This is a genomic window from Saccharopolyspora sp. NPDC003752 (assembly GCF_053605825.1).
Genome location: NZ_JBSGJZ010000024.1, coordinates 61303 through 84435 on the forward strand (window position 1 = coordinate 61303; position 23133 = coordinate 84435).

A 23133-nucleotide genomic window follows, 5' to 3' on the forward strand; every position below is an offset into this window, starting at 1 on the left:
ATGACGCAGAGTCGCGGCCCGCAGCGTCGATCACGGGCGGCTACACCCAATCGTGTAGATCCCTGCGCCAAAGGACATCACGTGATCACGTGATTGACTCACTCTCGGTGGCTGCTCCGTTCGGCCTACCCGGATGACGGGACCCGGCCACGCGACTACGACCACGCGCCCGCCGCGGCGGCGCGGGCCACGTAGTCGCCGAACTCGACCGGCGCGCGCCCGAGCACCTGCCGAACCGCGTCGGTGGGCTCGGCGAGGTGCCCGGCGCGCATCGCGGCGAACATCGCGTCGGCCTCCTCGACCTCGTCCTCCGCCGCTCCCCCGGCCACTAGCTCGGCCCGGTACTCCTCGGGCGTGAGCTCCGCGTAGCGGATGGGCCGCCCCGCGGCATCGGCCATCATCTCGACGGCCTCCGCGAAGGTGAGCGCCCGAGACCCCGAGAGCTCGTACACCTTCCCGTGGTGGCCGTCGGATGTCAGCAGCGCCGCCGCGACGTCGGCGACGTCCTGGACGTCGATGAACGGTTCCGGTGCGGGGCCGATGGGCAGGGTCAGCAGGCCTGCTCGCAGCGGCGCGCGCCACAGGCCCTCGTCGAAGTTCTGGTTGAAGTTGTTCGGCCGGATGACCGACCATTGCGCGCCGGAGTCGCGCACTGCCTCTTCCGCCGCGACCACGCTCCTGAAGGGCTCCGGGGGAACCAGCCCGATGCCGCGCCCGGACAGGGCCACGAACCGGCGGACGCCCGCCGCGACCGCATTCTCGACGAAAGCCGTTGTCAGCGCCGGGTTCTCGGAGGCCACGAGGTAGACCGCCGAGGCCCCGTCCAGCGCGGCCGGCCAGGTTCCCCGGTCGGCCCAGTCGAACCGCACCTCGCCGGAGCGGGACGCGGCCCGGACGTGTTCGCCCGCCGCGCGCAACGTGCTCACCAGCCGGCGTCCGGTCTTGCCCGTCGCTGCCAGCACCAGGATCGAATCCGCTCGTGTCGTCATGGGAAGCAGTCAACCGACGGCGGCGCGGAGCGGCCATGGCTCGTCGTACGCGGAACATGTCCGATCGTCCGCCGCTATCGTGGAGTTCATGGACCCGTTCGACGACCTGCTGCGGGGCGTCCGCGCGGAGGGCGCCGGTTTCAGCCGAACGGAGCTCTCCCCGCCGTGGGCGCTGCGGTTCGGGGACGCGGAATCCCTGACGCTGCTCGCGCCGCTGCGGGGCGAGGGCTGGATTTCCTTCGGGGACGGCGGGAAACCGCGGCTGGTCCGGGCCGGCGACACCGCGATCGCGCGCGGCCCGGGGCCCTTCGCCATCTCCGACCGGCCCGAACCGGGGCACGCGGTGTCGGCCGATCGCACGGTGCTGCTGACCGGGACGTACCGCGTGCGGGGCAAGGTGTCGCAACGGCTGCTGGGCGTGCTGCCGCCCGTGCTGGTGGTGCCCGACGGGGACGGTTGCGCGTCGATCCGCGATTTCCTGGACTCGCAGATCGCCGCGAGCCCGCCGGGCCGGCAGGTGGTGCTCGACCGGCTGCTCGACTGGCTGCTGGTGTGCACGCTGCGAGGCTGGTTCGACCGTCCTGAATCCGTTGCCCCCGGCCTGTTCCGGGCGTTGGGCGACGCCGCGATCGGCTCGGCGCTGCGGGCGATGCACGCCGCGCCGGAGAAGCCCTGGACGCTCGCCGTCCTGGCCCGCGAGGCGGGGGTGTCGCGCACGACGCTGGCCGGCCGGTTCGCCGAGCTGGTGGGCGAGCCGCCGCTGACGTACCTGACGGACTGGCGGATGACCTTGGCCGCCGACCTGCTGGCCGAATCCACCGACCCGGTCGCCGCGATAGCGCACCGGGTCGGATACGCGGACGCCTTCGGCTTCAGCACGGCTTTTAAGCGGTTCCACGGCGTCAGCCCCAGCAAGTACCGCCAGGACGCCGAATGCGCGATCCGATGCGGCCAATCCACATAGGACGCCTACCCGAGCGAGGACCGTGCCCGGCCGGGCACGGTCCTCGCGGGCGGTCAGGCGGGGGACGCCACCAGCACGCTGGTCGGGGAGCTCGTCGCCCGCGTCTCCTCGTGGCGCAGGCCCGCCTTCTCGAACAGCGCCGTCAGCTCCGGCTCCGTCCGGACGTGGCCCGACAGCAGGCTCAGCATCACGATGTCCTCGAACTTGCCGAAGTGCGGGGTGTCGCCCGGCGGCAGCACCTCGTCGATCACCAGCAGCTTGCTCTCCGGCGACATCGCCGCCCGGATGTTGCGCAGGATGCTGATCGCGTCCTCGTCCTTCCAGTCGTGGATGGTCCAGGACAGCACGTACACGTCGCCGCCGGTCGGCACCGAGTCGAAGAAGTCGCCGCCGACGCACTTCGCGCGGTCGGACAGGCCCGCCGCCCGCAGCACCTCCTCGGCCTCCGGCACCACCCGCGGCAGGTCGAAGACCTCCGCCGTCATCTCCGGGTAGCGCGCCAGGATGGTGGCCACCAGATGTCCCTGCCCGCCCGCGACGTCGACGAGGTGCCGCACGCCCGTCAGGTCGTAGGCCTCCAGCATCGCCGAGTTCACCATCCGGGCCATGCTGCCCATCGCGTCGTTGAACAGCTTCGCCAGCTCGGGGTGGTCGGCGAAGTGCGCCCACCACCCGCGGCCGTGCACGTGCTCGAAGGCCGGGCGGCCGCTGCGCAGGCTGTAGGCGAGCGCGCCGAAGGAGCGCTGCCGCTCCGGCAGCCCGACGTAGCGGGCCAGGGCGCGCATGGAGCCTTCGCCGTCGCTGCGCAGCGTGGCCGCGAGCGGCGTCAGGTCGAACACCCGGTGCTCGACCTCGGTGAACACCCCGACGCTGGCCAGCGCCCGCAGGCCCCGGTAGAGGCTGTCGGCGTCCGCCTCGACGCGCGCGGCGATGTCGTCGACGTGCGTCGGCTCGCCGTGGATCGCGTCCGCGACGCCGAGCTCGGCCACGGCGATCAGCAGCTGGCTGACCAGCGAGCTGTAGAGCATTTCGTACATGCGGACCGCGGGCGGCGCCTGCGTTCCCTCCGAGAGCACGCCGTAGGGCGTCGCCGAGCCGGGTTCGTTCATGACTCCCCTTCCCCATCCGGGCGCAGGCACGCCCGGGCGCAGTGATCGAGAAACGGTTCGCGCCGCTCGTAAAACGGGCGTCAGACGTTGGTGGTGATCAGGTGGTCGGCGAAGCGTTCGCGGAGTTGCCGCTTGAGGACCTTGCCGGTGGCGCCGGTCGGGAAGTCCGCGTCCTCGCGGGCGACCACCGATCCGTCCACTTCGGACAGTCCGGCGGCGGTGAGCGCCGCGTTGATCGACGCGGTCAGGTCCGCCACCGGCTCGGCGTCGGGGTGCAGGCGCACCACGGCCAGCGGCACCTGCGCGCCGGGCGAGCGGGGATCGCTGACCCCGATCACCGAGCAGTCCGCCGCGAACCGGCAGCCGATGAGGATCGCCTCCTCCAGCGGCAGGCTGTAGACCGGGCCGTCGGAGGTGCGGATCACGTCGGGCACCCGGTCGAGGTGGATGAACCGGCCGCGTTCGTCGCGGTAGACGACGTCGCCGGTCAGCCAGTAGCCGGCGAACGACGACTTCACGGTCTGCTCGGTGTTGTTCCAGTAGCCGGGGGTCCGGGTCGGGGTCAGCACGCCCAGCCGCCCGGCGCGGCCCGGCCCGAGCTCGCGGCCGTCGTCGTCCAGGACCACGGCGCGGCGCACCACCTTGATCGGCGTGCCCACGCAGCGGCCGTAGTCGGTGCTGCCGAGCTCGCTGACCTTGCGGAACAGCGCCATGCCCATCTCCGACGAGCCGAGCCCGTCGATGAACCGGCTGCCCGGCCGGGACCGGAGCAGGCCGGGGCGGCGGCCGTGCTGGATGAGCGCCTTGATGTGCGCCTCGTGCGCGGCGTCGCCGGTGTTGATCCACGTGTGCACGTGCCGGGCGTCGGCCGCGTCCAGGCCGGTTTCGGCGAGGTCGGCCCAGGTTTGCGGGAACGCGGCGACGATGGTCGGCCGGAACCGGCGCATCGCCGCCCGCACCGCCGGGCCCCCGGTGTCGGCCATCACCAGCGTCGGCAGGCCGAGCAGGGTCGCGGTCATCAGGTAGCTGATGCCCGCCGAGTGCGACTGCGGCAGCGCGGTGAGCAGCCGGTTGCGGGCCGCCGGCGGGAAGTTCCACAGCCGCCCGCGCTTGCCGAGGAAGAACTGGCGGTGGCCGAAGCTGGCGGCCTTCGGCGGGCCGGTGGTGCCGGAGGTGTGGCAGACCATCACCAGGTCGTCGTCGGCGTGGACGTACGGGAAGACGCCGGGATGGGTGGCGTCGGCGGCGGGCGTGGTGGGCAGCGCGGTCGGCTCGGTGTGGAACGCGAGCCGCTCGGTGTCCAGGCCGGCGTCGCGCAGCCGTTCGAGGCGGGGCCCGTCGGCCACGACGCCGAGCGCGCCGATGCGGCCGAGGTACTCGGCCGCGACCTCCGGCTTCATCCGGCCGTTGACCAGCGCGGCGATCGCGCCGAGCGAGGTCAACGCCAGGAAGTGCAGGAACGAGTCGACGCCTTCCGGGACGTGCACGCCGACCACGTCGCCCTTGCCGACGCCGTGCGCGTGGTACCAGGCCGCGTAGGCGTTGCGCACCTCCACCAGCCGGGCGAGGCTGTAGGCCTCGATCTCGCCTTCCGGCCGCTGGGCGAACAGGAACGCCCGGTCCGGGGCGGGGTTGTGCGCCGCCGCGCGGTCCAGGAAGTTGCCCATCCCCAGTTCCCGGTCCAGCAGCAACTTCAGCCGCGCGGGCAACGGAAGGCGCGCGTCGGGACGGATGTTCTCGAGTGCGATCATGCTGGTGCTCCTTCGGGGACCGCCAGGGCGCGAACCGGCCCGGGCGGACGGCAGGAGGAAACGGCACGGCGCACCGCGAACGGGGCCGCGCCGACGAACACAATCGTCCACAGGGGACAGATCCCTGTTTCTTCGGCGGCGCGGGACCAGAGCTGCACCGCCTCGGGTTCTCAGACGTCGTCTGGCGAGGACAGCCCCGACGCCGCTATGGACGGGGCTCCCGCAGCCAGGCGGCGGCCGCAATTCCCGCAGGAGGCCGCCACCCGCGCCGCCAAGCAGAACCAGTTCGGAAGCAGTCCCTCAGAGGTCTTCTCGCGAAGACGCGGCGAGAAGGCCTCTGAGGTTCCGCCGCCCGCGCCGCCGCGCAGGACGGTCCTGCTAGGCGGGCTGACCTTCGTAGACGGTGATCAGGTAGCCGTCGGGGTCCTCGAAGATGAACTCACGGCCGCAGGAACCGTCGCAGATCGGCTTGCTGATCGGCACGCCGGCGGCGGTGAGCTGCTCGTGCAGCTTGTCGGGGTTCTCCGCCTTGATCCAGACGACGACGCCGTGCCCGACCTTGGCGACCTCGTCGAGGTCGATGGTGGCCTGGCGCAGCGCGATGCGGATGGGCGCGGCGGCCAGCACCGCCGCGTTGGGCACCTTGGATTCCACAGTGGAGAATCCGACGACCTCGGTGTAGAACCGCCGCGCCCGCTCCAGGTCGCGCACCTGCAGGGTCAGGAAGTCCGGTCCGACTACGTTTGTGGACACCACAGCTCCTAACGGGAATCGGGTGATCGGGGCCGGTGGAAAGGACTTCCGCCTTCTTCGGCGGGTCTCCGGCCGGCTCGCAACCAGCATCCCCGCCCGGGCCGCCGACGGTCATCACGTGTTCGCGTGAGTTGCCGGCTGGTCGTGCGTCATCACGCGTCGCGCCAGCTCGACGCGGCTGGTGATGCCCAGTTTCGCGAAGCTGTGCCGGAGGTGGCTGTCCACAGTGTGCGGTGACAGGTACAGCCGGTTCGCGACTTCCCGGTTGGTGAGCCCCTCGGCGACCAGCCGCACCACGCGCAGCTCCGCGCGGGTCAGGCTGCCCCAGCCCGTCTTGCGGGTGCCCTGCCGCCGCGGCTCCGGGAGGTTCGGGGTCCGGGCCAGCAGCCCGCGCATCCGGGCGGCGTCCAGCAACGCGTCGCACCGCGCGTACCCGGATTCGGCTTCGATGAGCAGCTCGGTGGCCTGGTCGCGGTTGCCGAGATCAGCCTCGGCGGCCGCCAGGTCTTCCAGCCCGTGCGCCAGCAGCACCGGCTGCGAGCCCGCCCGGTAGTGCTCGACGGCGGTGCGCAGCGACCGCACGTCCCCGCGGTGCAGGCCGGCTCCGTGCGCTGCGGCGCCGAGGAACACGTGCACGTCGGGGTTGCGGCGGCCCAGCTCGACCGCCGCGGCGATCACCTGGGCGGCCGCGTCGTCGGCGCCGACCCGCATGGCCAGCCGCACCAGCACCGGGACTCGTTCGGGCGAGCCGACCAGCAGCGACCTGCTGCGCTTGAGCCGGTCGAGGACTTCCACCAGCTCCAGCCGGATCCGGTCCGGATCACCTTCCGCCCCTTCGGCGAGCAGCCGCGCCCAGACCAGCAGGTCCGGCATCCTCCGCCGCCCGGTCTCCACGATCTCCTGGGCGCGGTTGAGGTGCTGCCACGCGGCCGGCACGCCGTCGGCCCGCAGCGCCACCACGGCCCGCAGCGCGAGCAGCGGAACGGCCAGCGCTTCCGCGGAAAGCTGTTCGGTGAGCAGGATTCCGGCTTCCGCTTCGGCCGCGGCGTCGTTGAGCCGGCCGGTGGCGAACAGCAGCTCGGCCCGGCACAGGTAGCGCGGCGGCTGCGACCACACCGTCTCCAGCTCGGCGACGTCCTGCTCGTCCCGGCCCAGCTCTTCCTCCGCCTCGCCGAGGCGGTCGGCGGCCGTCAGCGCGGCGGCCAGGTGCAGCCGGGGATGCCGGGTGCGCCCGATGTCACCGGCGCGGTCGCCGAGCCGCACCGCTTCGGCCGCGTACCGGATGGCCGATGCGATATCGCCCTGCGCGAGGGAAACCCGGCTCCGCGCGCCGGTTCCGCACACCAGCGCGCCGAGCGTGCGGGCCCGGTTGGCGACGTGCACGGTGTTGGTCGCCGCGGCCGCCGCCGGTTCGATGTCGCCGACCGCGACCAGCCCGTGCGCGTGCATCGCCAGCAGCTCGGCGCGCACCATCGAATCCGATTTGGCGCGGGGCAGGGCGAGCACCGTGTGCTCGATGACCGCGGCGTGCTCGCCGACGGTGTGCAGCGCTTCGGTCAGCCCGAGCAACAACATCGCCTCGGTGTTCGGTGGCAGCCCGCTGCCGCGGAAGCGCTGGCCGAGCTCGATCGCTTCGGCCGGGCGGCCCGCCAGCACCAGCAGCCGCACCGCCTCGGCGGCCAGTTCCGCGCGGATCGGGCTGCGCTCGTCGATCAGCGGCAGGCTGCGGAGGATCAGGTCGGCGCCGGTGTTCGGTGCCGCCGGGGCGATCTCCTGCACCGCGCGCTTCACCACGGTCGCCACGTCCACCCAGCCGCCGCCGCTGAGCAGCAGGTGCTTGACCTGCTCGGTGGCCGACCGGCCGTGCTGGGCGAGCACCGACGCGGCCTCCTGGTGCAGCGTCGCCCGGGTCGGCTCCGGCATCCGGTGGTAGAGCGCCTCGCGGATCAGCTCGTGCCGGAAGCTCAGCTTCGCGCCCTGCTCGACCAGCACCTCGGCGTCGACGAGCATCGCGATGGTGCCCAGCAGGTCCACCGCCGGACGCCCGAGCAGCGCGGCGACCTCGTGCACCCCGAAGGGCCGGCCGAACACCGTCATCGCGTCCAGCGCGCGGCGGGTGTCCTCCGGCAGGTCCTGCATCCGCTCGCCGACGGCGTCGAAGAACGTCGGCGTCATCGCCGCGGGCGGCTCCTGCGGGCCGTCGCCCGGCAGCCCGCGCAGCATCTCCCGCAGCAGGAAGGGATTTCCGCCGCTGCGCGCCGCGTAGGCCAGGGTCACCTCGTCCGGTTCGAAGCCGAGCACCTCGGCGCACAGCTGCGCGACCGCGCCGTCGGAAAGCGGTTCGAGCTGCCGCTTCTGGGCCCCGTCGCCGATCAGCCAGTCCAGCGCTTCCTGCGCGCAGCTGCGGATCGGGTAGGGGCGGCGGGTGAAGTACCAGAGCACGGGTTCCGAGCGGAGGGCGGGCACGAGCACGCGCAGCGCCAGCGCGGTCGCTTCGTCGGCCCAGTGCGCGTCGTCGAGGGCGATCAGCATCGGCTGCTTCCGGGCCTGTTGCGCGATCATCTCGCCGACCTGGTCCACGGCCCACAGGGTGGAGGTGTTCAGCTCGGGGCCCGCCGGGATCTGCGGTCCGAGCAGATGGCACGATCGGAACAGCGAACGCAATGTGATCAACGGCGTGTTCTTGTCCAGCTTCACGGCCTGCGAAGAGATGACTCCGAGACCCAGTGCGCGGCTTTCGGCCTCCACTTCCTGCAGCAGTCGGCTCTTGCCGATGCCGGCCGACCCCTCCACGACGACGCAGTTCCCGGCTCCCTCGGCGACCTGCAGCAATAACTCGCGCGATTCACCTAAGACACGTTCCCGGCCGATCAGCGGTAACGCATCAGTGTCCATCGTGTGTTCCCCTCGGTGAGCAGCATCAGACGAACGCAGATAGCTGACGCGACAGTACCCGAACAATCAGCAGCAGGCGGGTTGTTCCAAAAGCGCCAAAGGGAATGCATTCACCCGAGTGTCGCAGGAGGATGCCGCCGGTAGATCTTTACCGCGCGGGGCTTTTTTGGTATCAAAGTCCGTAACCCTCCGTCCATTTTCTTTTCACGGCATATCCGCCGCGACGCATCCGGTGAATTCCCGTCGGCGGAATCGTGCGCCACCGTTCGGCCCAGCGCGGCGCGAGCACCCCGAAAACGGGTGATATTGGACACATCGCGCGGGGCGGTCGACTGGGAACGGCCGGCCAACGGGAATCCCGCGATGACGTGATGCCCGCACCCGGCCCGATCGCAGAGGCTCGACAGCGCGCACCCGCTGGTCGAGAGGAGTCTGAACATGAGCGCACCGGAGGTCACCCGCCGGGTGATCCACGTCCCGCCCGGCGCGGGCCAAAGCGTCTGGGCCTTCAGCGGCGACCGCTACACGCTGAAGGTCGGAGCCGAGGACACGGACGGAATGATCGGGGTCATGGAGGGCGAGATCCCGCCGGGCAGTGGCCCGCCGCTGCACGTCCACCAGTACGAGGACGAGGCTTTCTACCTCGTCGAAGGAAGCCTCCAGGTGTTCGACGGGGACCGTGAATTCACCGCCGAACCGGGTTCTTTCATTTATCTTCCGCGCGGTTCGGCGCACCGGTTCAAGAATATTTCCGATACCCCCGCGAGAATGCTCATGCTTTTCGTTCCGAGCGGGTTCGAAAAATTCTTCCTGGAGGTCGGCGTGGAGGCGGTGCCCGGTCAGCCGGCGCCGCCGCCGAGCCAATTCGAGGCCGATGTGGAACGGTCCATGCGGATCGCGTCGGAGAAGTACGGCATCGAATAGTCCGGCCGGCCCACCGCAGCGGGCGCGCACCCCGGGCACCGGCCTGCGCCGGTGCCCGGTCGACGCGCTCGGATCAGGCGGGCACGGCGTCATCGCGACGCACCTCCGGCGCGGCCATCATCCCGTCCCAGGCCAGCATCGCGCAGTCGATGACCGCGTGCACGGCCTCGCGGGAGCTCCCATCCCTGGCCTGGATGGACAGTCCTTGCAGGACGGTCAGGCAGAACGAGGCGATCTTCTCCAGGTCCGCGCCGGCGGGCACGTCGCCGTCGGCGACGCCGCGCTCCAGTCGCGCGAGCACCGCGCGGAAGTCGTCCTTCCGGCACTCCGCGAGGAAGTCCCAGATCCGCTCGTTCTCCGGTGTGCAGTTGGTGGCCGCGAGCACCACCATGCAGCCGCGCGGCGTGTCCGGATCCACGTAGGCGTCGGCGTTGTCGCGCAGCATCGCCTCGATCGCGCGCCGCGCCGTCGGCTGGCTCTGCAGCGACCGGTCGCCGACCGCCTCGTCGGCGCTGTTGTAGAGCGCGACGGCCTCCCGGAACAGGTCCTCTTTGGACCCGAACGCGGCGTAGAGGCTCGGCGAGCTGATGCCCATCGCGCCGGTGAGGTCGCTCAGCGACGTGGCCTCGTAGCCGCGTTCCCAGAACAGCTCCATGGCGGTCCGCAGGGCGGCTTCCCGGTCGAAGCTGCGCGGACGTCCGCGTGGCGACATCGGCTTCCCTCCTCCCCGGATGGCGCCGGTTCGCACCGGGCCTTCCCCTGTTGACACCCGAGAGTAGCGATGATAGCCATTTATATATCGTTCGACACAGAAAAGCGAGGGGCTCATGACAGGTCTGGACGGCAAGGTCGCGCTGGTCACCGGTGGCGGACGCGGCATCGGTGCGGCGGTCGCCGAGCGACTGGCCGCGGACGGCGCCGACGTCGCGATCACGTACAACACCTCGGCCGACCGTGCCAACGGCGTGGTCGGCAAGATCAAGGAAGCGGGCCGGCGCGGTGCCGCGTTCGCGGCCCCCGCCACCGACGCCGCGGCGGTGACCAGCGCTGTCGAGCAGACGGTCGCCGAGTTCGGCCGGCTGGACATCCTGGTCAACAACGCCGGGATCTTCCCGTGGGCCCCCATCGACGAGCTGACCCTGGAGCAGTTCGACGAGACCGTCGGCATCCACGTGCGCGCGGTGTTCGTCGCCGTGCAGGCCGCGGTCAAGCACCTGCCCGAGGGCGGCCGGATCATCAGCGTCGGCAGCAACCTCGCCGACCGGACCCCCGGTCCCGGCCTGAGCCTGTACTCGCTGAGCAAGTCGGCGCTGACCGGCTTCACGCGGGGTCTCGCCCGCGACCTCGGTCCGCGCGGCATCACGGTCAACCTGGTGAACCCGGGCTCCACCGACACCGAGATGAACCCGGCCGACGGCGAAGAGGCCGACGGCGAGCGCGCCCTGACCGCCCTGGGCCGCTACAACGACCCGGCGGACATCGCGGCCGCGGTCGCGTTCCTGGCCGGCGAGGGCGGCCGCAACATCACCGGCACCGGCATCCTCGTCGACGGCGGCGCCAACGCCTGACGGCGTTGCTCCGACCTCCTGGAACAAGGGAAACAGCAATGGCTTGGGTCATCCTCGTCGCAGCGGGCCTGCTCGAGATCATCTGGTCGCTGGCGCTGAAGCACGCCGAGGGCATGACGCGGCTGTGGCCGGCGGTGCTGGGCATCGGCGTCGCCATGATCAGCCTCGGCATGCTTTCGGTGGCGCTGAAGGACCTTCCCGTGGGCAGCGCCTACGCGATCTGGGTCGGCATCGGCACCGTCGGAGTCGCCGCGGTGGGGATGATCTTCCTGAGCGAGCCGGTGACCTTCTCAAGACTGGCATTCTTGGCACTGATCGTGGTCGGTATCGCCGGCCTGAAATTCGTGGAGGGCTGACCGGCCACTGTAGACGATCCGATTTCCTTTCCTTCCCCGGAAGATGCCGCCTCGCCCGAGCGAGGCGGCATCTTCGCTTCGCGACCGGCTCCCGAGAACACGTGATGTCGCGGCCGGGCCGGGCGAAGCATGCTGGGGTCCGGCTGCCGCAAGGAGAACCAGACGCCGGCAAACGGCTGGAGGAGCGGAAAGATGGCTGAGCACAAGAGGGAACTGGACATCGCGGTGATCGGCGCCGGGGTACTCGGGTTGTCCACCACGGAGGCCCTGCTGCGGCGCGGCGCGAACGTGAAGTGCTTCGACGGCCGCCGGCCCGGGTCGGGCCAGTCGGGCGGGCTGTCCCGCACCTTCCGGCACCGGCACGACGATCCGCACATCGTCGACCTGGCCGCGCGCGGCCTGGCCGGCTACCGGGAGTGGGAGCGCCGCTCCGGCGTCGAGATGGTGGGCACCGAGGGCTGCGCGTACCTGGGCACCACCCCCTCCGACACCACCGGCCTGAAGATCCACCAGGTGCCGCACCACTACGCGCCGGCGGCCGACCGCGCGGAGGTGTTCGGCGCGCTCGGGCCCATCGACGGCCCGCTGCTGGTCGACCCGACCGCCGGGGCGCTGCGCGTCAACCACGTGATCGAGACGCTCACCGGCTGGGTCGGCGACCACATCATCACCAACGACATCCACAGCCTCCTGGTGCTCGACAACGGGAAGGTCGAGTTCCAGACCGCCGACGCGATCTACCACGCGCGGCACGTCGTGCTCTGCGCCGGCGTCGACACGCCGCGCCTGGCCGCCCGCCTCGGCTGGGACATCCCGCTGGACTGCGCGCTGCACGCCCGCCCGCACTACCGGATCCGCGAGGAGCTGCGCGGCGCGCCGACGCCGTGCTGGGTGGACAAGTCCGGCCAGTTCGGCGAGATGGTGTACGGCTCGGTGATCCCCTACACCGACCAGTACGTGCTGGGCCTCATCGGCGACGGCGTCGACGTGCCGTTCGACGCCCGCGGCGCGCTGACCGGTGAGGAAGGCATGGAGGACCACGTCCGCCGGGTCACCGGCTACGTCGAGCGGGCCCTGCCGGGGCTGATCCCGGAGCCGATCGGGGTGCGGGTGTGCATCATGAGCAAGCTGCCCGCGGGCAGCGACGCGCTCCGCGCCTGGCACTCCCCCGGGGTCACCGCGATCGCCGGGCACAACCTGTTCAAGTTCGCCCCGGAACTGGGCGAACTGCTCGCGGACTCGGCGGTGCACGACCGGCTCCCGGCGGACCTGGAGCTCGCCGGGGCACGCGCGCTGGGGGCGGCGTGAGCGGGCCGGTCATCGCCGTCGCGGGCGCATCGGGTGCCGTCGGGCGCGCGGTGACGCGGGAACTCGTGCGGCTCGGCCACCGCCCGCGCACGCTGGTGCGCCCCGGCTCGCCGAACCGCGCACCCGACGCGGCGGTCGTCGAGTGCGACCTCGCCGACCGCGCGTCGACGCTGAGCGCGCTGCGCGGCGTGGACCGGTTGTTCATGCTCACCCCGTTCCACCCGGAACAGCTTGTGCTGCAACGGAATCTCATCGCGGCCAGCGGCGAGGCGGGGGTGAGCCGGGTGGTGAAGCTGTCGGCGCTCGGGGCGCAGCCCGGGGCCGAGTCGAGCATCCACCACCAGCACGGCGTCGGCGACGACGAGCTGCGCGCGGCCGGCATTCCGCACGCGGTGCTGCGCCCCAACGCTTTCATGCAGAACGCGCTGCAGTGGCTGCCGACGATCCGGGCGCGCGACGCGATCGTGCTGCCGGTCGGGGCGGCGCGGGTCAGCATGATCGACGTCGAGGACATCGCCCTCGCGGCGGTGAGCCTGCTGACCGCGGACGTCGCGGCCGGGGACTACGACCTCACCGGGCCGGAAGCCCTCGGCTACCGGGAGGTGGCCGAGATCCTGTCCGAAGTGGCCGGACGTCCGATCCGGCACGTGGACGCCGCGCCCGCCGAGGTCGCGGCGGCCATGCGATCGGCGGGAGTGCCGGACTGGGCGGTGGCGGCGCGCCTCCAGCTCTACGCCACCTACCGGGCCGGCGAGGCGGAGGTGGTGACGACGGCGGTCGCCGACATCACCGGCCGACCGCCGCGCGACTACCGGTCGTTCGCCGCCGGACTCGCCGAACAACTGCGGAACTGAAGGGGAACCGATGCACGTATTCGCCATCGGGGCCAGCGGGGTCCTGGGCCGCCACCTCGTCCCGATGCTGCTGCGCCGCGGACACGACGTGACCGCCATGGCGCCCGGCGACCGCCTCGACCGCCTGCCGGAAGAAGCCCGCCGAATCCGGGCGTCGCTGCTCGACCCGGTCGCCGGGCGACTGCTGGCGACGGAGTTCAAGGACGTCGACGCGGTGGTCAACGCGGCCACCGCGGTCCCGCCGACCGCGGGCAGCTGGGCGCTGAACACGGCGCTGCGCAGCACCGGAACCGCGGTGGTGACCGACGCGCTGCAGGAAGCCGGGGTGGGGCGCTTCGTCCAGATGAGCATCACGATGGCCTACGCGGACGGCGGCGACACCCCGCTGACCGAGACGGCGCCGTTCGACCACCGGCCGGAACGGACGACCATCGTCGCCCCGGTCCAGGCGATGGAGGCCGCGGTCCGCGAACTGCCCGCCGACGAGATCGCGTGGAGCATCCTGCGCGGCGGACGCTTCGTGGGCCCCGCGACGGTGCAGGACCAGCAGCGGGCCCGGCTGCGCGCCGGGCGGCTGCCCATCCCGGGCGACGGGCGGTCGTGGGCGGCGATGGTGCACGCGCGGGATTACGCGGAGGCTGTGGTCGGCGCGCTGGAGCGCGGCTGCGCTGGCGAGACGCTGAACATCGCCGACGAGCCCGTCCGGGTCGCGGACTACTACCGCGAGCTGGCCCGCACGGACGGCAGCCCGGCCCCCGGGCAGGCCCCGGACGAGGCGGCCGAGCCGTCGCACCGCGTCAGCAGCGAAGCGGCGCGGCGCCTCCTCGACTGGTCCCCGGTGCACGGCATCTGGCCGGTGCGCGGCGGGGAGCGGTGACAGGAAGGTTCCCATCCTCGCACCGGAGCCGACGGCGGGAAGGCTCCACAGCAGGCGCCCGGTGGCTCATCGGTGACAGGAAAGTTCCCATGCACTCACCGCACGAACCGGCCTGGTGACAGGAAGGTTCCCAAGCTCTCACCGCACGGCCTGGTAGTGACAGGAAAGTTCCCATGCACTCACCGCGGTATTGAGCGGCGCTGACAGGAAAGTTCCCATGCTCGCACTACGGGCCCGGTGGCAGAGAAGTTCCCATCCGCATGCCACCTGGCCCCGGTGCGGGCAGGTGGTGACAGGAAGGTTCCCCAGCACTCACCGCACGGCCCGGTGGTGACAGGAAAGTTCCCATGCACTCACCGGGCGTGCGGCGGGTCAGCACTCGATGACGTTGACGGCGAGGCCGCCGCGAGCCGTCTCCTTGTACTTGACCTTCATGTCCCGGCCGGTCTCGCGCATGGTCTTGATGACCTTGTCCAGCGAGACGAAATGGGTGCCGTCGCCGCGCAGCGCCATCCGAGCCGCCGTGATCGCCTTCACCGACGCGACTGCGTTGCGCTCGATGCACGGGATCTGCACGAGACCGCCGATCGGGTCGCAGGTGAGGCCGAGGTTGTGCTCCATCGCGATCTCCGCGGCGTTCTCCACCTGGCTCGGGGTCCCGCCGAGCACCTCGGCGAGCCCGGCGGCCGCCATCGAGCACGCGGACCCGACCTCGCCCTGGCAGCCGACCTCGGCACCGGAGATCGACGCGTTCTCCTTGAACAGCACGCCGACCGCACCGGCCGCGAGCAGGAAGCGCACCACGCCGGCGTCGTCGGCGCCCGGCACGAACCGCATGTAGTAGTGCAGCACCGCGGGGACGATCCCGGCCGCGCCGTTGGTCGGCGCGGTCACCACGCGCCCGCCGGCCGCGTTCTCCTCGTTCACCGCGAGCGCGAAGAGCGTCACCCACTCCAGCGCATCGTCGTGCTCGGTCAGCGAAGCGGCCAGCTCCGCCGCCCGTCGCCGGACCTTGAGCCCGCCGGGCAGTTCGCCGGAGTTCCGGCATCCGTTGTCCACGCATTCGCGCATGACCTGCCAGATGCCCAGCAGCTCCTTGTGCACGGCGTCCTCGCCGCGCCAGGACAGCTCGTTGGCCAGCATGACGCCGCTGATCGGCAGCCCGGACTCCTCGGTGCGGGCGAGCAGTTCCGCGCCGGTCCGGAACGGGTACCGCACCGGGGTCGCGTCGGGCTTGATCCGATCGGTGCCGGTGGCGTCCTCGTCGACGACAAAACCGCCGCCGACCGAGTAGTAGACCGCGCTCTCCAGCTCGACCCCGTCGGTGCCGGTCGCGGTGAACCGCATGCCGTTGGGGTGCAGCGGCAGCGACTTGCGCCGGTGCATCACCAGGTCGCGGTCCACGGTGAACCGGATCTCCTGCACGCCGTCGAGCCGCAGCCGCCCGGTCTCCCGGATCTCGGCGACCCGGCCCTCCACCGCCGCCGGGTCGACGGTCTCCGGGCTGTGCCCCTCGAGACCGAGCAGCACCGCCTTCGGGCTGCCGTGCCCGTGCCCGGTCGCGCCGAGCGACCCGAACAGTTCCGCCTTGATCCGCTTGACCTGCGGCAACCGGCCCTCGCCGTGCAACCGCTGCACGAACAGCCGGGCCGCGCGCATCGGGCCGACCGTGTGCGAACTGGAGGGCCCGATACCGACCGAGAACAGGTCGAAGACGCTGATCGCCATTGACCGTCTCCTCCCCTCGCCTATTCCCCGCTACTCCGCGATCACCGCGGCGTACTGCTCGGCGGTGAGCAGGGCACCGGTGTCGGAGGTGCGCACCTCCAGCAGCCAGCCCTCGCCGTAGGGCTCGGAGTTGACCAGCGCCGGATCGTCCACGACGGACTCGTTGATCGCCACGACCTCGCCGGTGACCGGCGCGAACAGGTCGCTGACGGACTTCGTGGACTCCAGCTCGCCGCAGGCCTGGCCCGCCTCGATCTGCTCCCCCACCTCGGGCAGTTGCACGAAGACGATGTCGCCGAGCGCGTCCGCGGCGTGCTGGGTGATGCCGATCCGGACCAGCTCGTCGCGGTCCTCGATCCACTCGTGCTCTTCGGTGTAGCGCAGGTTCGCAGGCAGGGACATGTCGGGAGGCTCCAAGGCTTTCGGGGGCAGGGATGCCCGGGGCTGGGCCTCCCCCTCTGTTTCGGAACCTGAGAGCTTCGCCGCGGTTTCTCGCGGCTTGCACCGTGGGTGGAGCGTCACGGATGACGCGCGCTTTCCAGAGTTGCCTCGCCCGAACGGTCATGGGTGCCTGAGAGTTTGTGGGGAGTCTTGCTCCTTCGGCGCCCTGACGGCTCGGTGTGAGCCCTCAAGGTCTCTCCCGCACGGGGTCGACGGCCGGTATGCGATTGTCGATGTGCTCAGCAACGATAAACGGGCCAGCCCTGGTGTCAATGCCCTCCCCCACCTGACTGGCAGCGGCCCGAAGCACTCAGGAGGCCGGTGATGCTGGACATCCGGGCGCTGGTCGAACGGGTCGGCCCCACGCTGCTGCGCACAGTGGTCAGCCCGGAGCCGACGGTCTGCGTGGGAGACGTCGTCATCGCCGAACCCGATGAGCCGCCGACCGCGGCGGGCGGCGACCTCGTGCTGGGCGTGGCAGTCGCGGATCGCGAGCAGGCGAAGCGGCTGGCGAGGGCCTGCGGCGCGCAGGGCGCGGCAGCGGTGCTGCTCAAGCCGCCGATCTCGGTGGACGACGCGGTGGCCGCGGCGGCCGAGGAAGCCGGGGTGGCCCTGGTGGAAGTCCGGCCGGGTACCGGTTGGGCGCAGTTGGTGTGGCTGATCCGGGCGGCGCTGGGCGGGACCGGCATCGAGGAGGCCGACGCGCGCGGCACCGGGGTCGGCGACCTGTTCCGCCTCGCCGACGCGGTCGCCGACGTGGTGGACGCGCCGGTCACGATCGAGGACGCGCACTCCCAGGTCCTGGCCTACTCCGCCCGGCAGGACCTGACCGACCCGGCGCGGGTGTCGACCATCATGGGCCGGAAGCAGCCCGACGAGGTGCTCGCCAAGTTCCGGGCCCGCGGCACGTTCCGCCAGCTCAGCAAGGGCAGTTCGGCGATCTTCGTGCCCGCCCAGCAGGACGGCACCCTGCCCCGCCTGGTGGTGCCGATCCGGATGGGCGGCGAGCTGCTCGGTTCGATGTGGGCCGTGGTGCCCGGCGAGGTCTCCGAGGAGCGGTCCACCGCGTTCGCCGACACCGCCCCGCTGGTCGCGCTGCAACTGCTGCGGTGGCGGGCGGTGGCGGACGCGGAGCGCCGCCGGTCCGCCGAGCAGGTGCGGCTGCTGCTGGAGGGGGGCGAGGGCTGGCGGGTGGCCGTGAACGAGCTGGCGGTGCCCAACGAGGCGCATCGGGTCGTCGCGATCGAAATGCCGTCGTCCGCCGGGCCAGCGGAGGGGCACCGGCTGGCGATGTGGGAGTGGATCACGCGCGGGATCGGACGGCGCCCGCTGGTCACCGAGATCGGCACCATGCTCTACGCCCTGGTGCCGGACCGGGCGGGCGCGGGCGGCTGGCCGGACCTGCGGGAAGCGCTCGTGTCCCACGACGCTTCGCCGCGCCCGCTGATCGCGGTGGGCAATGCGGTGGCGGTCGCCGACCTCCCCCAGTCGCGCGCGCAGGCCGAGGAGCTGGTCGGCCTGCTGCGCACCGGCCAGTTACGCGACCGGGTGGCGGTGTACGAGGACAACTGGCCCCTGGTGGTGCTCAGCCGGATGGCCGGCGCGTCGACCGACGCGGGCGTCGGCTCCCTGGGCCCGCTGCCGGTGCTGCGCGAGCACGACCGAACGCAGGGCACCGAATACCTGGCAACCCTCCACGCGTGGCTGCGCCACCCGGGCGACCCGCGGCAGGCGAGCCGGGAGCTGCGCGTGCACCCGAACACCTTCCGCTACCGGATGAAGCGGCTCACCCAACTCGTGGACATCGACCTGGAGAACCCCAACGTCCGCGCGGCGCTGTTCGTGCAACTGCTCGCCGACCGCTGGGCCCAGCACGGCTGACAGCAAGGGAACTTTCCTGTCACCCCGCCCCCGCCGAGCCGCGCCCCCGGCGGCTGCGAGCGAGGGAACCTTCCTGTCATCACCACGCCCGTGACGCACCCCCGGTGACGTGTGAAAGGGAACCTTCCTGCCACCGCATGACAGGAAAGTTCCCTTGCTTTCACCGGCCGCCCGGGTGGCTGCGAGCAAGGGAACCTTCCTGTCACCCCGGCCTCGCCGCGCCGTTTCGGCCCCTCTCGGCGCGTTGGCGCCGCCGCAGCAGGCTTTGTGCTGCGGGCACAAAGCGCGCGGGGCAATCTCATCCTGCGGGAATGATGCGCCCCTTTCGGCTGCAGCGGATCGTGGTGCGCAACAGGAGACGAAAGGATTCCGCCGTGAAGATCGCAGTTCCGCGCGAGATCAAGAACAACGAGTACCGGGTCGCGATCACACCTGCGGGCGTGCACGAGCTGACCACCCGCGGTCACGACGTCTTCGTCGAGACGAACGCCGGCGCCGGTTCCTCCATCCCCGACGAGGACTTCCTCGCGGCCGGGGCGAAGGTGCTGCCCACCGCCGAGGAGGTGTGGGGCGAGGGCCAGCTGGTCCTCAAGGTCAAGGAGCCGATCGCCGAGGAGTACCCGCGGTTGCGCCGGAACCAGGTGCTGTTCACCTACCTGCACCTGGCGGCCTCCGCCGAGCTGACCGACGCGATGCTGAAGTCCGGGGTCACCGGCATCGCCTACGAGACGGTGCAGACGGCCAACGGCGCGCTGCCGCTGCTCGCGCCGATGAGCGAGGTCGCCGGGCGCCTCGCCCCGCAGGTGGGCGCCTACTCGCTGATGCGTCCCAGCGGCGGCCGCGGCGTGCTGCCGGGCGGTGTTCCCGGCGTGCACCCGGCGCGGGTCGTGGTGATCGGCGGTGGCGTCGCGGGCCTCAACGCCGCGCGCGTCGCGCTGGGCATGGGTGCCAACGTCGAGCTGCTCGACACCAACGTCGACAAGCTCCGCGAGATCGACCGCGACTTCCACGGCCAGATCCGCACCGTGACGTCCAACCGCTACTCGGTCGAGCAGGCGGTGCGGGCCGCCGACCTGGTCATCGGCGCCGTGCTGATCCCGGGCGCGAAGGCGCCGAAGCTGGTCTCCAACCACCTGGTCTCCGAGATGAAGCCGGGCAGCGTGCTGGTCGACATCGCCATCGACCAGGGCGGTTGCTTCGCCGACTCCCGCCCGACCACGCACGACGACCCGACGTACCGGGTGCACAACTCGGTGTTCTACTGCGTGGCGAACATGCCGGGCGCGGTCCCGAACACCTCGACGCACGCGCTCACCAACGTCACGTTGCCGTACGTGCTGCGCATCGCCGACCAGGGCTGGCAGCAGGCCTGCCGCGCGGACGACGCGCTCGCCGGTGGCCTCAACACCCACGACGGCAAGCTGGTCAACGAGCCGGTCGCCGAGGCGCACGGGCTGACCAGCACCCCGATCAGCAGCGTGCTCGCCTGACCTCGCCTGCGAGCGGGGGAACCTTCCTGTCACCGCGCGGCAGGGCGGTTCCCCCGCTCGCGGCGTTTTCGCATGCGGGAGCCCGTCTGGGACGTGTTCTCGGATCGTCGCCGCGAATGCACCGAACAGGTGAAGGGCTCACACAGCCGAACGGGGCGGCCCGCTCAACCAGCCTGGGGGTCACCGGGAGCAGGCCGCCACTTTTAGTGTAGGCCACGATCGCCCATTTGCCGAAGCAGCGAGCCCCCGCTCAGCCGCCAATTTCGGACCGAATCGATAACCACTCGATGGAGTGAGCCTCGAGTGGTGGGTGTGCAGGCGTGCGACTCGACTGCCGATGTCACCCGATGGGGGTCGTCGGGGTGCTCCGCTCCGCGATCTCCACGGCAACACCGACGCACTCGCAACGTTCGACGGTGGGAGACGAAGTGACGGACACGGCGCTGCGGAAAGCTGTCCTCGACAGACTCGACAGGGTGGATCTGGCATCCGAAGACAACGCACCCGAGGTGCTGTTGCCGCTCGCCCGCTCCGAGCTCTACCGGCTCACCGAGGGCCTTCGCGCCCTGCTCGACGAACACGAACCGGCCGAGGACGGCAGGTGCCGGTCCTGCCAGGGCACGCTGCGCAGCCGACCGTGGCCTTGCACGATCTGGGTGACCGCGCACCGGCTGCTGATCGGGGACCACACCGGCGAGCCCGCGCACGCCCGCGGCAGCGCTCTGGACGCGCTGCGCCGGAGGTTGCGGCGCAGGTGGGACGACGAGGCGAGGGACATCGCGATCATCCCCGAGCCGATCATCTCCTAGACCGGCCCCGGGCCCAGCGACTGGGACACGAACGAATTCCTCCGCCCCGACCTGACCACGGACCCGACCCCGCCGCTGGCGACCGGTCACCTCGATGCGGATCGCGGCAGGATCTACCGGGCCGCCGTGATCGACCGGTCCATCCGCTGGCCCTAGGCGCCCGCACGTGGCGATACCCGTCACACCGCAGGGCCGCGACCACGCCCGGCGCTGAGAACAAGCTGGGAAAACGCTCCTTCGCACCTGACCACCCGGGCCTGTCCGGCAGGATGGGCCCCGTCGGTTGAACGGGTGACGATGGAGGGCGTGTGCACGACGGCAGTGGCCGGCTCGTCGTTGAGGGTCTCAGCAAGAGCTTCGGCCCGGTCAGCGCGGTGCAGGACCTGAGCTTCACGGTCCGCCCCGGGGCGGTGACCGGGTTCCTCGGTCCGAACGGGTCCGGCAAGACGACGACGCTGCGGATGCTCCTCGGCCTGGTCATGCCCACCTCGGGCACCGCCACCATCAACGGACTGCCGTTCCACCAGCTGCCGAACCCGGCGAGCGTGGTCGGCGCCGTGCTCGACGCGCAGAGCTTCCACCCCGGTCGAACCGCCCGTCACCACCTGCGGTGCTACGCCGCGGCGATGAACGTGCCGGACACGCAGGTCGACCGGGCCCTCGAACTCGTCGGGCTGGGCTCCGCGGGGAAGCGCAAAGCGGGCACGTTCTCGCTGGGCATGCGGCAGCGCCTGGCGCTGGCCACCGCGCTGCTCGGCGACCCGCAGGTGCTGGTGCTGGATGAGCCGGCCAACGGGCTGGACCCGGAGGGCATCGCCTGGCTGCGGAACTTCCTGAAGGCCTTCGCCGCGAGCGGCCGGACGGTCCTGATGTCCAGCCACTTCCTCCGGGAGATCGAGCACACCGTCGACCAGCTGGTGATCATCAGCCGCGGGCGCTGCGTTTTCGACGGCCATCTCGACGAGCTGCGCGCCGCGCAGCGCTCGCGGACGCTCGTGCAGGCCGCCGACCCCCGCAAGCTGATCGAGAAGCTGCACGCGGCCGGATTGAGCGTCGACTACGTCCCGGACGGCCGGCTCGCGGTGACCGGCGCCGACTCCCGCACGGTCGCGGACCTGGCGCTGGAAGCCGGGATCGCGCTGTACGCGATGCAGGACGAGCGGATCGGTCTGGAACAGCTGTTCTTCCAGCTCACCCACGGCCAGTACACCGGCGTCCAGCAGCACGGCGCGCAGGCCGCGCCGGACGCCCGCGGATTCGGGGGGACCGCATGATGGTCGCGCTGGTCAAGGCGGAATTCCGCAAGATCTTCACCACGAGCCTGTGGTGGGGGATGCTCGCGCCGGTGGTGCTGCTCGGCTTCGGCGCGGGCTCGCTGGGCGGCCCCATGGCGGCGCTCATCGACTCGGTGAAGGAGCTCGACCGGCCGGTCCCGCTGGGCCTGCTGTCGCTTTCGATGTCGACGAACTTCAGCACCATCTTCGCGGGGCTGTTCGGGGCCATGGCGTTCGCCGGCGAGCACCGGAACAGGACCATCTCGACGACGTACCTCACCGGCAACCCGCGCGGCGCGGTGCTGGCGGCGAAGCTGCTCGCCTACTCGGGCATCGGCCTGATCTACGGCGTGACGAACGTGCTGTCCGCGAGCCTCGGCAGCCTGGTGGGCGCGGGCATGGACTTCGGCACCTTCGGCAGCCTGGCCGACTGGCTCAGCGTCGGCGCGGCCGGTGTGCTGACGATGGTGCTGTGGACGGTGCTGGGCGTCGGGTTCGGCGCGCTGGTCGCGAACGCCGTGCTCGCGATCATCCTGCCGCTGATCTACAAGTTCATGGTCGAGTTCATCCTGTCGCTGGTCCTGATCGGATCGCCGATCTCCGGAGTCAGCCCGTACCTGCCCGGGACGGCTGGCAACGGCATCGTGGCGAACATGGCGGTGCCGCTGTTCGTCTCCGCGGTCGCCGGGCCCGACGAGCCGGACACACCGCGGGCGATCTTCGAGATCCTGCACTTCTTCTTCGGCGGCAGCTACGGCCATCCGTGGTGGGCGAGCCTGCTCACCTTCGTCGGCTACGCCGCCGTGTTCATCGCCGGCGGCTGGCTGGCCGGCCGCCGGCGCGACATCGCCTGACGCGCACCACCGGTGGAAGGGAACCTTCCTGTCACTGCGACGCCGGTGACAGAAAGGTTCCCTTCCTGCCATCTGCCACCGGGCGCCGCCAAGCGGACCCGCCGCCCGAACTCGGGGACCGGTGAGTGGTGCATGGGAACCTTCCTGTCACTCCGGCCTCGGTCTGGGCCGTCGTGGTGACAGGAAAGTTCCCATGCTCGCACCGCCTCCTCGGTTTGGCGGGGGTCACAGCGACCGTCCGGCCGGGCTGCGTCGTCGGTGGGGCGGCATAACCTGGCGAGGTGAGCGACTCCGGTAATCCCCGCCCG

Annotated in this window: 20 protein-coding genes and 2 riboswitches; of the genes, 12 read left to right on the top strand and 8 right to left on the bottom strand. The window is 71.4% G+C overall.

Features of this window, described 5'->3' with window-relative positions:
• Nucleotides 1-155: 155 nt before the first annotated feature.
• On the bottom strand, nucleotides 156-989 hold the full coding sequence (locus ACWEV3_RS27565) for an NAD(P)H-binding protein (protein WP_452616672.1): 834 nt from the start codon (nucleotides 987-989) through the stop codon (nucleotides 156-158).
• Between the two features lie 88 nt (nucleotides 990-1077).
• Here ACWEV3_RS27565 and ACWEV3_RS27570 point away from each other — a divergent pair, with 88 nt between their 5' ends.
• Nucleotides 1078-1953 carry an AraC family transcriptional regulator gene (locus ACWEV3_RS27570; RefSeq protein WP_452616673.1) on the top strand — a complete coding sequence of 292 codons (876 nt, stop codon included), beginning with the start codon at nucleotides 1078-1080 and terminating at the stop codon, nucleotides 1951-1953.
• Nucleotides 1954-2006: 53 nt separating this feature from the next.
• Here the strand turns inward: ACWEV3_RS27570 and ACWEV3_RS27575 are convergent, their stop codons facing one another.
• From ACWEV3_RS27575 to ACWEV3_RS27590, 4 genes are all read right to left on the bottom strand, one after another.
• Nucleotides 2007-3062: a methyltransferase gene (locus tag ACWEV3_RS27575; protein ID WP_358574402.1), complete on the bottom strand. Its 1056-nt coding sequence runs from the start codon at nucleotides 3060-3062 to the stop codon at nucleotides 2007-2009.
• Between the two features lie 80 nt (nucleotides 3063-3142).
• On the bottom strand, nucleotides 3143-4813 hold the full coding sequence (locus ACWEV3_RS27580; protein WP_452616674.1) for a class I adenylate-forming enzyme family protein: 1671 nt from the start codon (nucleotides 4811-4813) through the stop codon (nucleotides 3143-3145).
• Between the two features lie 378 nt (nucleotides 4814-5191).
• Entirely contained in the window at nucleotides 5192-5566 is a 375-nt protein-coding gene (locus tag ACWEV3_RS27585) for a VOC family protein (protein WP_452616675.1), read from the bottom strand.
• Between the two features lie 114 nt (nucleotides 5567-5680).
• On the bottom strand, nucleotides 5681-8461 hold the full coding sequence (locus tag ACWEV3_RS27590) for an ATP-binding protein (RefSeq protein ID WP_452616676.1): 2781 nt from the start codon (nucleotides 8459-8461) through the stop codon (nucleotides 5681-5683).
• Between the two features lie 438 nt (nucleotides 8462-8899).
• On the opposite strand from ACWEV3_RS27590, the gene ACWEV3_RS27595 reads away from it, so the two are divergent.
• Nucleotides 8900-9385, top strand: coding sequence for a cupin domain-containing protein (locus ACWEV3_RS27595; protein ID WP_358574397.1), 486 nt, complete (start codon nucleotides 8900-8902; stop codon nucleotides 9383-9385).
• Nucleotides 9386-9458: 73 nt separating this feature from the next.
• Here ACWEV3_RS27595 and ACWEV3_RS27600 read toward each other — a convergent pair whose 3' ends face one another.
• Complete coding sequence (locus ACWEV3_RS27600; protein ID WP_358574396.1) at nucleotides 9459-10097, bottom strand: TetR/AcrR family transcriptional regulator; 639 nt, start codon at nucleotides 10095-10097, stop codon at nucleotides 9459-9461.
• Between the two features lie 115 nt (nucleotides 10098-10212).
• Between ACWEV3_RS27600 and ACWEV3_RS27605 the strand changes: the two genes are divergently transcribed.
• The 5 genes from ACWEV3_RS27605 to ACWEV3_RS27625 all read left to right on the top strand — a co-directional run bounded on the left by ACWEV3_RS27605 (nucleotide 10213) and on the right by ACWEV3_RS27625 (nucleotide 14348).
• Complete coding sequence (locus tag ACWEV3_RS27605; RefSeq protein ID WP_093276651.1) at nucleotides 10213-10953, top strand: SDR family NAD(P)-dependent oxidoreductase; 741 nt, start codon at nucleotides 10213-10215, stop codon at nucleotides 10951-10953.
• A 38-nt stretch (nucleotides 10954-10991) separates the two neighbouring features.
• A complete protein-coding gene (locus tag ACWEV3_RS27610) occupies nucleotides 10992-11309 on the top strand; it encodes a DMT family transporter (RefSeq protein ID WP_358574395.1) in 318 nt (105 codons plus the stop codon).
• Between the two features lie 192 nt (nucleotides 11310-11501).
• Nucleotides 11502-12617 (top strand): NAD(P)/FAD-dependent oxidoreductase, encoded by a 1116-nt coding sequence (locus ACWEV3_RS27615; protein ID WP_452616677.1) that lies wholly within the window; start codon nucleotides 11502-11504, stop codon nucleotides 12615-12617.
• Nucleotides 12614-13471, top strand: a complete 858-nt coding sequence (locus tag ACWEV3_RS27620; protein ID WP_452616678.1) for an NmrA family NAD(P)-binding protein — start codon at nucleotides 12614-12616, stop codon at nucleotides 13469-13471. The genes ACWEV3_RS27615 and ACWEV3_RS27620 overlap by 4 nt, the downstream gene beginning before the upstream one ends.
• 10 nt (nucleotides 13472-13481) lie before the next feature.
• Nucleotides 13482-14348, top strand: coding sequence for an NAD-dependent epimerase/dehydratase family protein (locus tag ACWEV3_RS27625; RefSeq protein WP_452616679.1), 867 nt, complete (start codon nucleotides 13482-13484; stop codon nucleotides 14346-14348).
• Between the two features lie 372 nt (nucleotides 14349-14720).
• Here ACWEV3_RS27625 and ACWEV3_RS27630 read toward each other — a convergent pair whose 3' ends face one another.
• The gene (locus tag ACWEV3_RS27630; protein ID WP_452616680.1) at nucleotides 14721-16076 is read right to left on the bottom strand and encodes an L-serine ammonia-lyase; all 1356 of its coding nucleotides are present in this window, start codon (nucleotides 16074-16076) and stop codon (nucleotides 14721-14723) included.
• 30 nt (nucleotides 16077-16106) lie between these two features.
• Nucleotides 16107-16478, bottom strand: coding sequence for a glycine cleavage system protein GcvH (gene gcvH / locus ACWEV3_RS27635; protein ID WP_132489726.1), 372 nt, complete (start codon nucleotides 16476-16478; stop codon nucleotides 16107-16109).
• 46 nt (nucleotides 16479-16524) lie between these two features.
• A riboswitch (glycine riboswitch) is annotated at nucleotides 16525-16624 on the bottom strand.
• Nucleotides 16625-16729: riboswitch (glycine riboswitch) on the bottom strand.
• 112 nt (nucleotides 16730-16841) lie between these two features.
• Between gcvH and ACWEV3_RS27640 the strand changes: the two genes are divergently transcribed.
• The 5 genes from ACWEV3_RS27640 to ACWEV3_RS27660 all read left to right on the top strand — a co-directional run bounded on the left by ACWEV3_RS27640 (nucleotide 16842) and on the right by ACWEV3_RS27660 (nucleotide 22825).
• Nucleotides 16842-18398, top strand: a complete 1557-nt coding sequence (locus ACWEV3_RS27640) for a PucR family transcriptional regulator (RefSeq protein WP_452616681.1) — start codon at nucleotides 16842-16844, stop codon at nucleotides 18396-18398.
• Nucleotides 18399-18772: 374 nt separating this feature from the next.
• Complete coding sequence (gene ald, locus ACWEV3_RS27645) at nucleotides 18773-19888, top strand: alanine dehydrogenase (RefSeq protein ID WP_452616682.1); 1116 nt, start codon at nucleotides 18773-18775, stop codon at nucleotides 19886-19888.
• A 476-nt stretch (nucleotides 19889-20364) separates the two neighbouring features.
• The gene (locus tag ACWEV3_RS27650; protein WP_452616683.1) at nucleotides 20365-20697 is read left to right on the top strand and encodes a hypothetical protein; all 333 of its coding nucleotides are present in this window, start codon (nucleotides 20365-20367) and stop codon (nucleotides 20695-20697) included.
• A 308-nt stretch (nucleotides 20698-21005) separates the two neighbouring features.
• Entirely contained in the window at nucleotides 21006-21971 is a 966-nt protein-coding gene (locus ACWEV3_RS27655) for an ABC transporter ATP-binding protein (RefSeq protein ID WP_452616684.1), read from the top strand.
• Nucleotides 21968-22825 (top strand): ABC transporter permease, encoded by an 858-nt coding sequence (locus ACWEV3_RS27660; RefSeq protein WP_358574386.1) that lies wholly within the window; start codon nucleotides 21968-21970, stop codon nucleotides 22823-22825. The genes ACWEV3_RS27655 and ACWEV3_RS27660 overlap by 4 nt, the downstream gene beginning before the upstream one ends.
• The last annotated feature ends 308 nt before the right edge of the window (nucleotides 22826-23133 follow it).

Coding starts and splice junctions, on each gene's coding strand:
- ACWEV3_RS27565 (WP_452616672.1), bottom strand. CDS start 989: ATGACGACACGAGCGGATTCGATCCTGGTGCTGGCAGCGACGGGCAAG.
- ACWEV3_RS27570 (WP_452616673.1), top strand. CDS start 1,078: ATGGACCCGTTCGACGACCTGCTGCGGGGCGTCCGCGCGGAGGGCGCC.
- ACWEV3_RS27575 (WP_358574402.1), bottom strand. CDS start 3,062: ATGAACGAACCCGGCTCGGCGACGCCCTACGGCGTGCTCTCGGAGGGA.
- ACWEV3_RS27580 (WP_452616674.1), bottom strand. CDS start 4,813: ATGATCGCACTCGAGAACATCCGTCCCGACGCGCGCCTTCCGTTGCCC.
- ACWEV3_RS27590 (WP_452616676.1), bottom strand. CDS start 8,461: ATGGACACTGATGCGTTACCGCTGATCGGCCGGGAACGTGTCTTAGGT.
- ACWEV3_RS27595 (WP_358574397.1), top strand. CDS start 8,900: ATGAGCGCACCGGAGGTCACCCGCCGGGTGATCCACGTCCCGCCCGGC.
- ACWEV3_RS27600 (WP_358574396.1), bottom strand. CDS start 10,097: ATGTCGCCACGCGGACGTCCGCGCAGCTTCGACCGGGAAGCCGCCCTG.
- ACWEV3_RS27605 (WP_093276651.1), top strand. CDS start 10,213: ATGACAGGTCTGGACGGCAAGGTCGCGCTGGTCACCGGTGGCGGACGC.
- ACWEV3_RS27610 (WP_358574395.1), top strand. CDS start 10,992: ATGGCTTGGGTCATCCTCGTCGCAGCGGGCCTGCTCGAGATCATCTGG.
- ACWEV3_RS27615 (WP_452616677.1), top strand. CDS start 11,502: ATGGCTGAGCACAAGAGGGAACTGGACATCGCGGTGATCGGCGCCGGG.
- ACWEV3_RS27625 (WP_452616679.1), top strand. CDS start 13,482: ATGCACGTATTCGCCATCGGGGCCAGCGGGGTCCTGGGCCGCCACCTC.
- ACWEV3_RS27630 (WP_452616680.1), bottom strand. CDS start 16,076: ATGGCGATCAGCGTCTTCGACCTGTTCTCGGTCGGTATCGGGCCCTCC.
- gcvH (WP_132489726.1), bottom strand. CDS start 16,478: ATGTCCCTGCCTGCGAACCTGCGCTACACCGAAGAGCACGAGTGGATC.
- ACWEV3_RS27640 (WP_452616681.1), top strand. CDS start 16,842: ATGCTGGACATCCGGGCGCTGGTCGAACGGGTCGGCCCCACGCTGCTG.
- ACWEV3_RS27660 (WP_358574386.1), top strand. CDS start 21,968: ATGATGGTCGCGCTGGTCAAGGCGGAATTCCGCAAGATCTTCACCACG.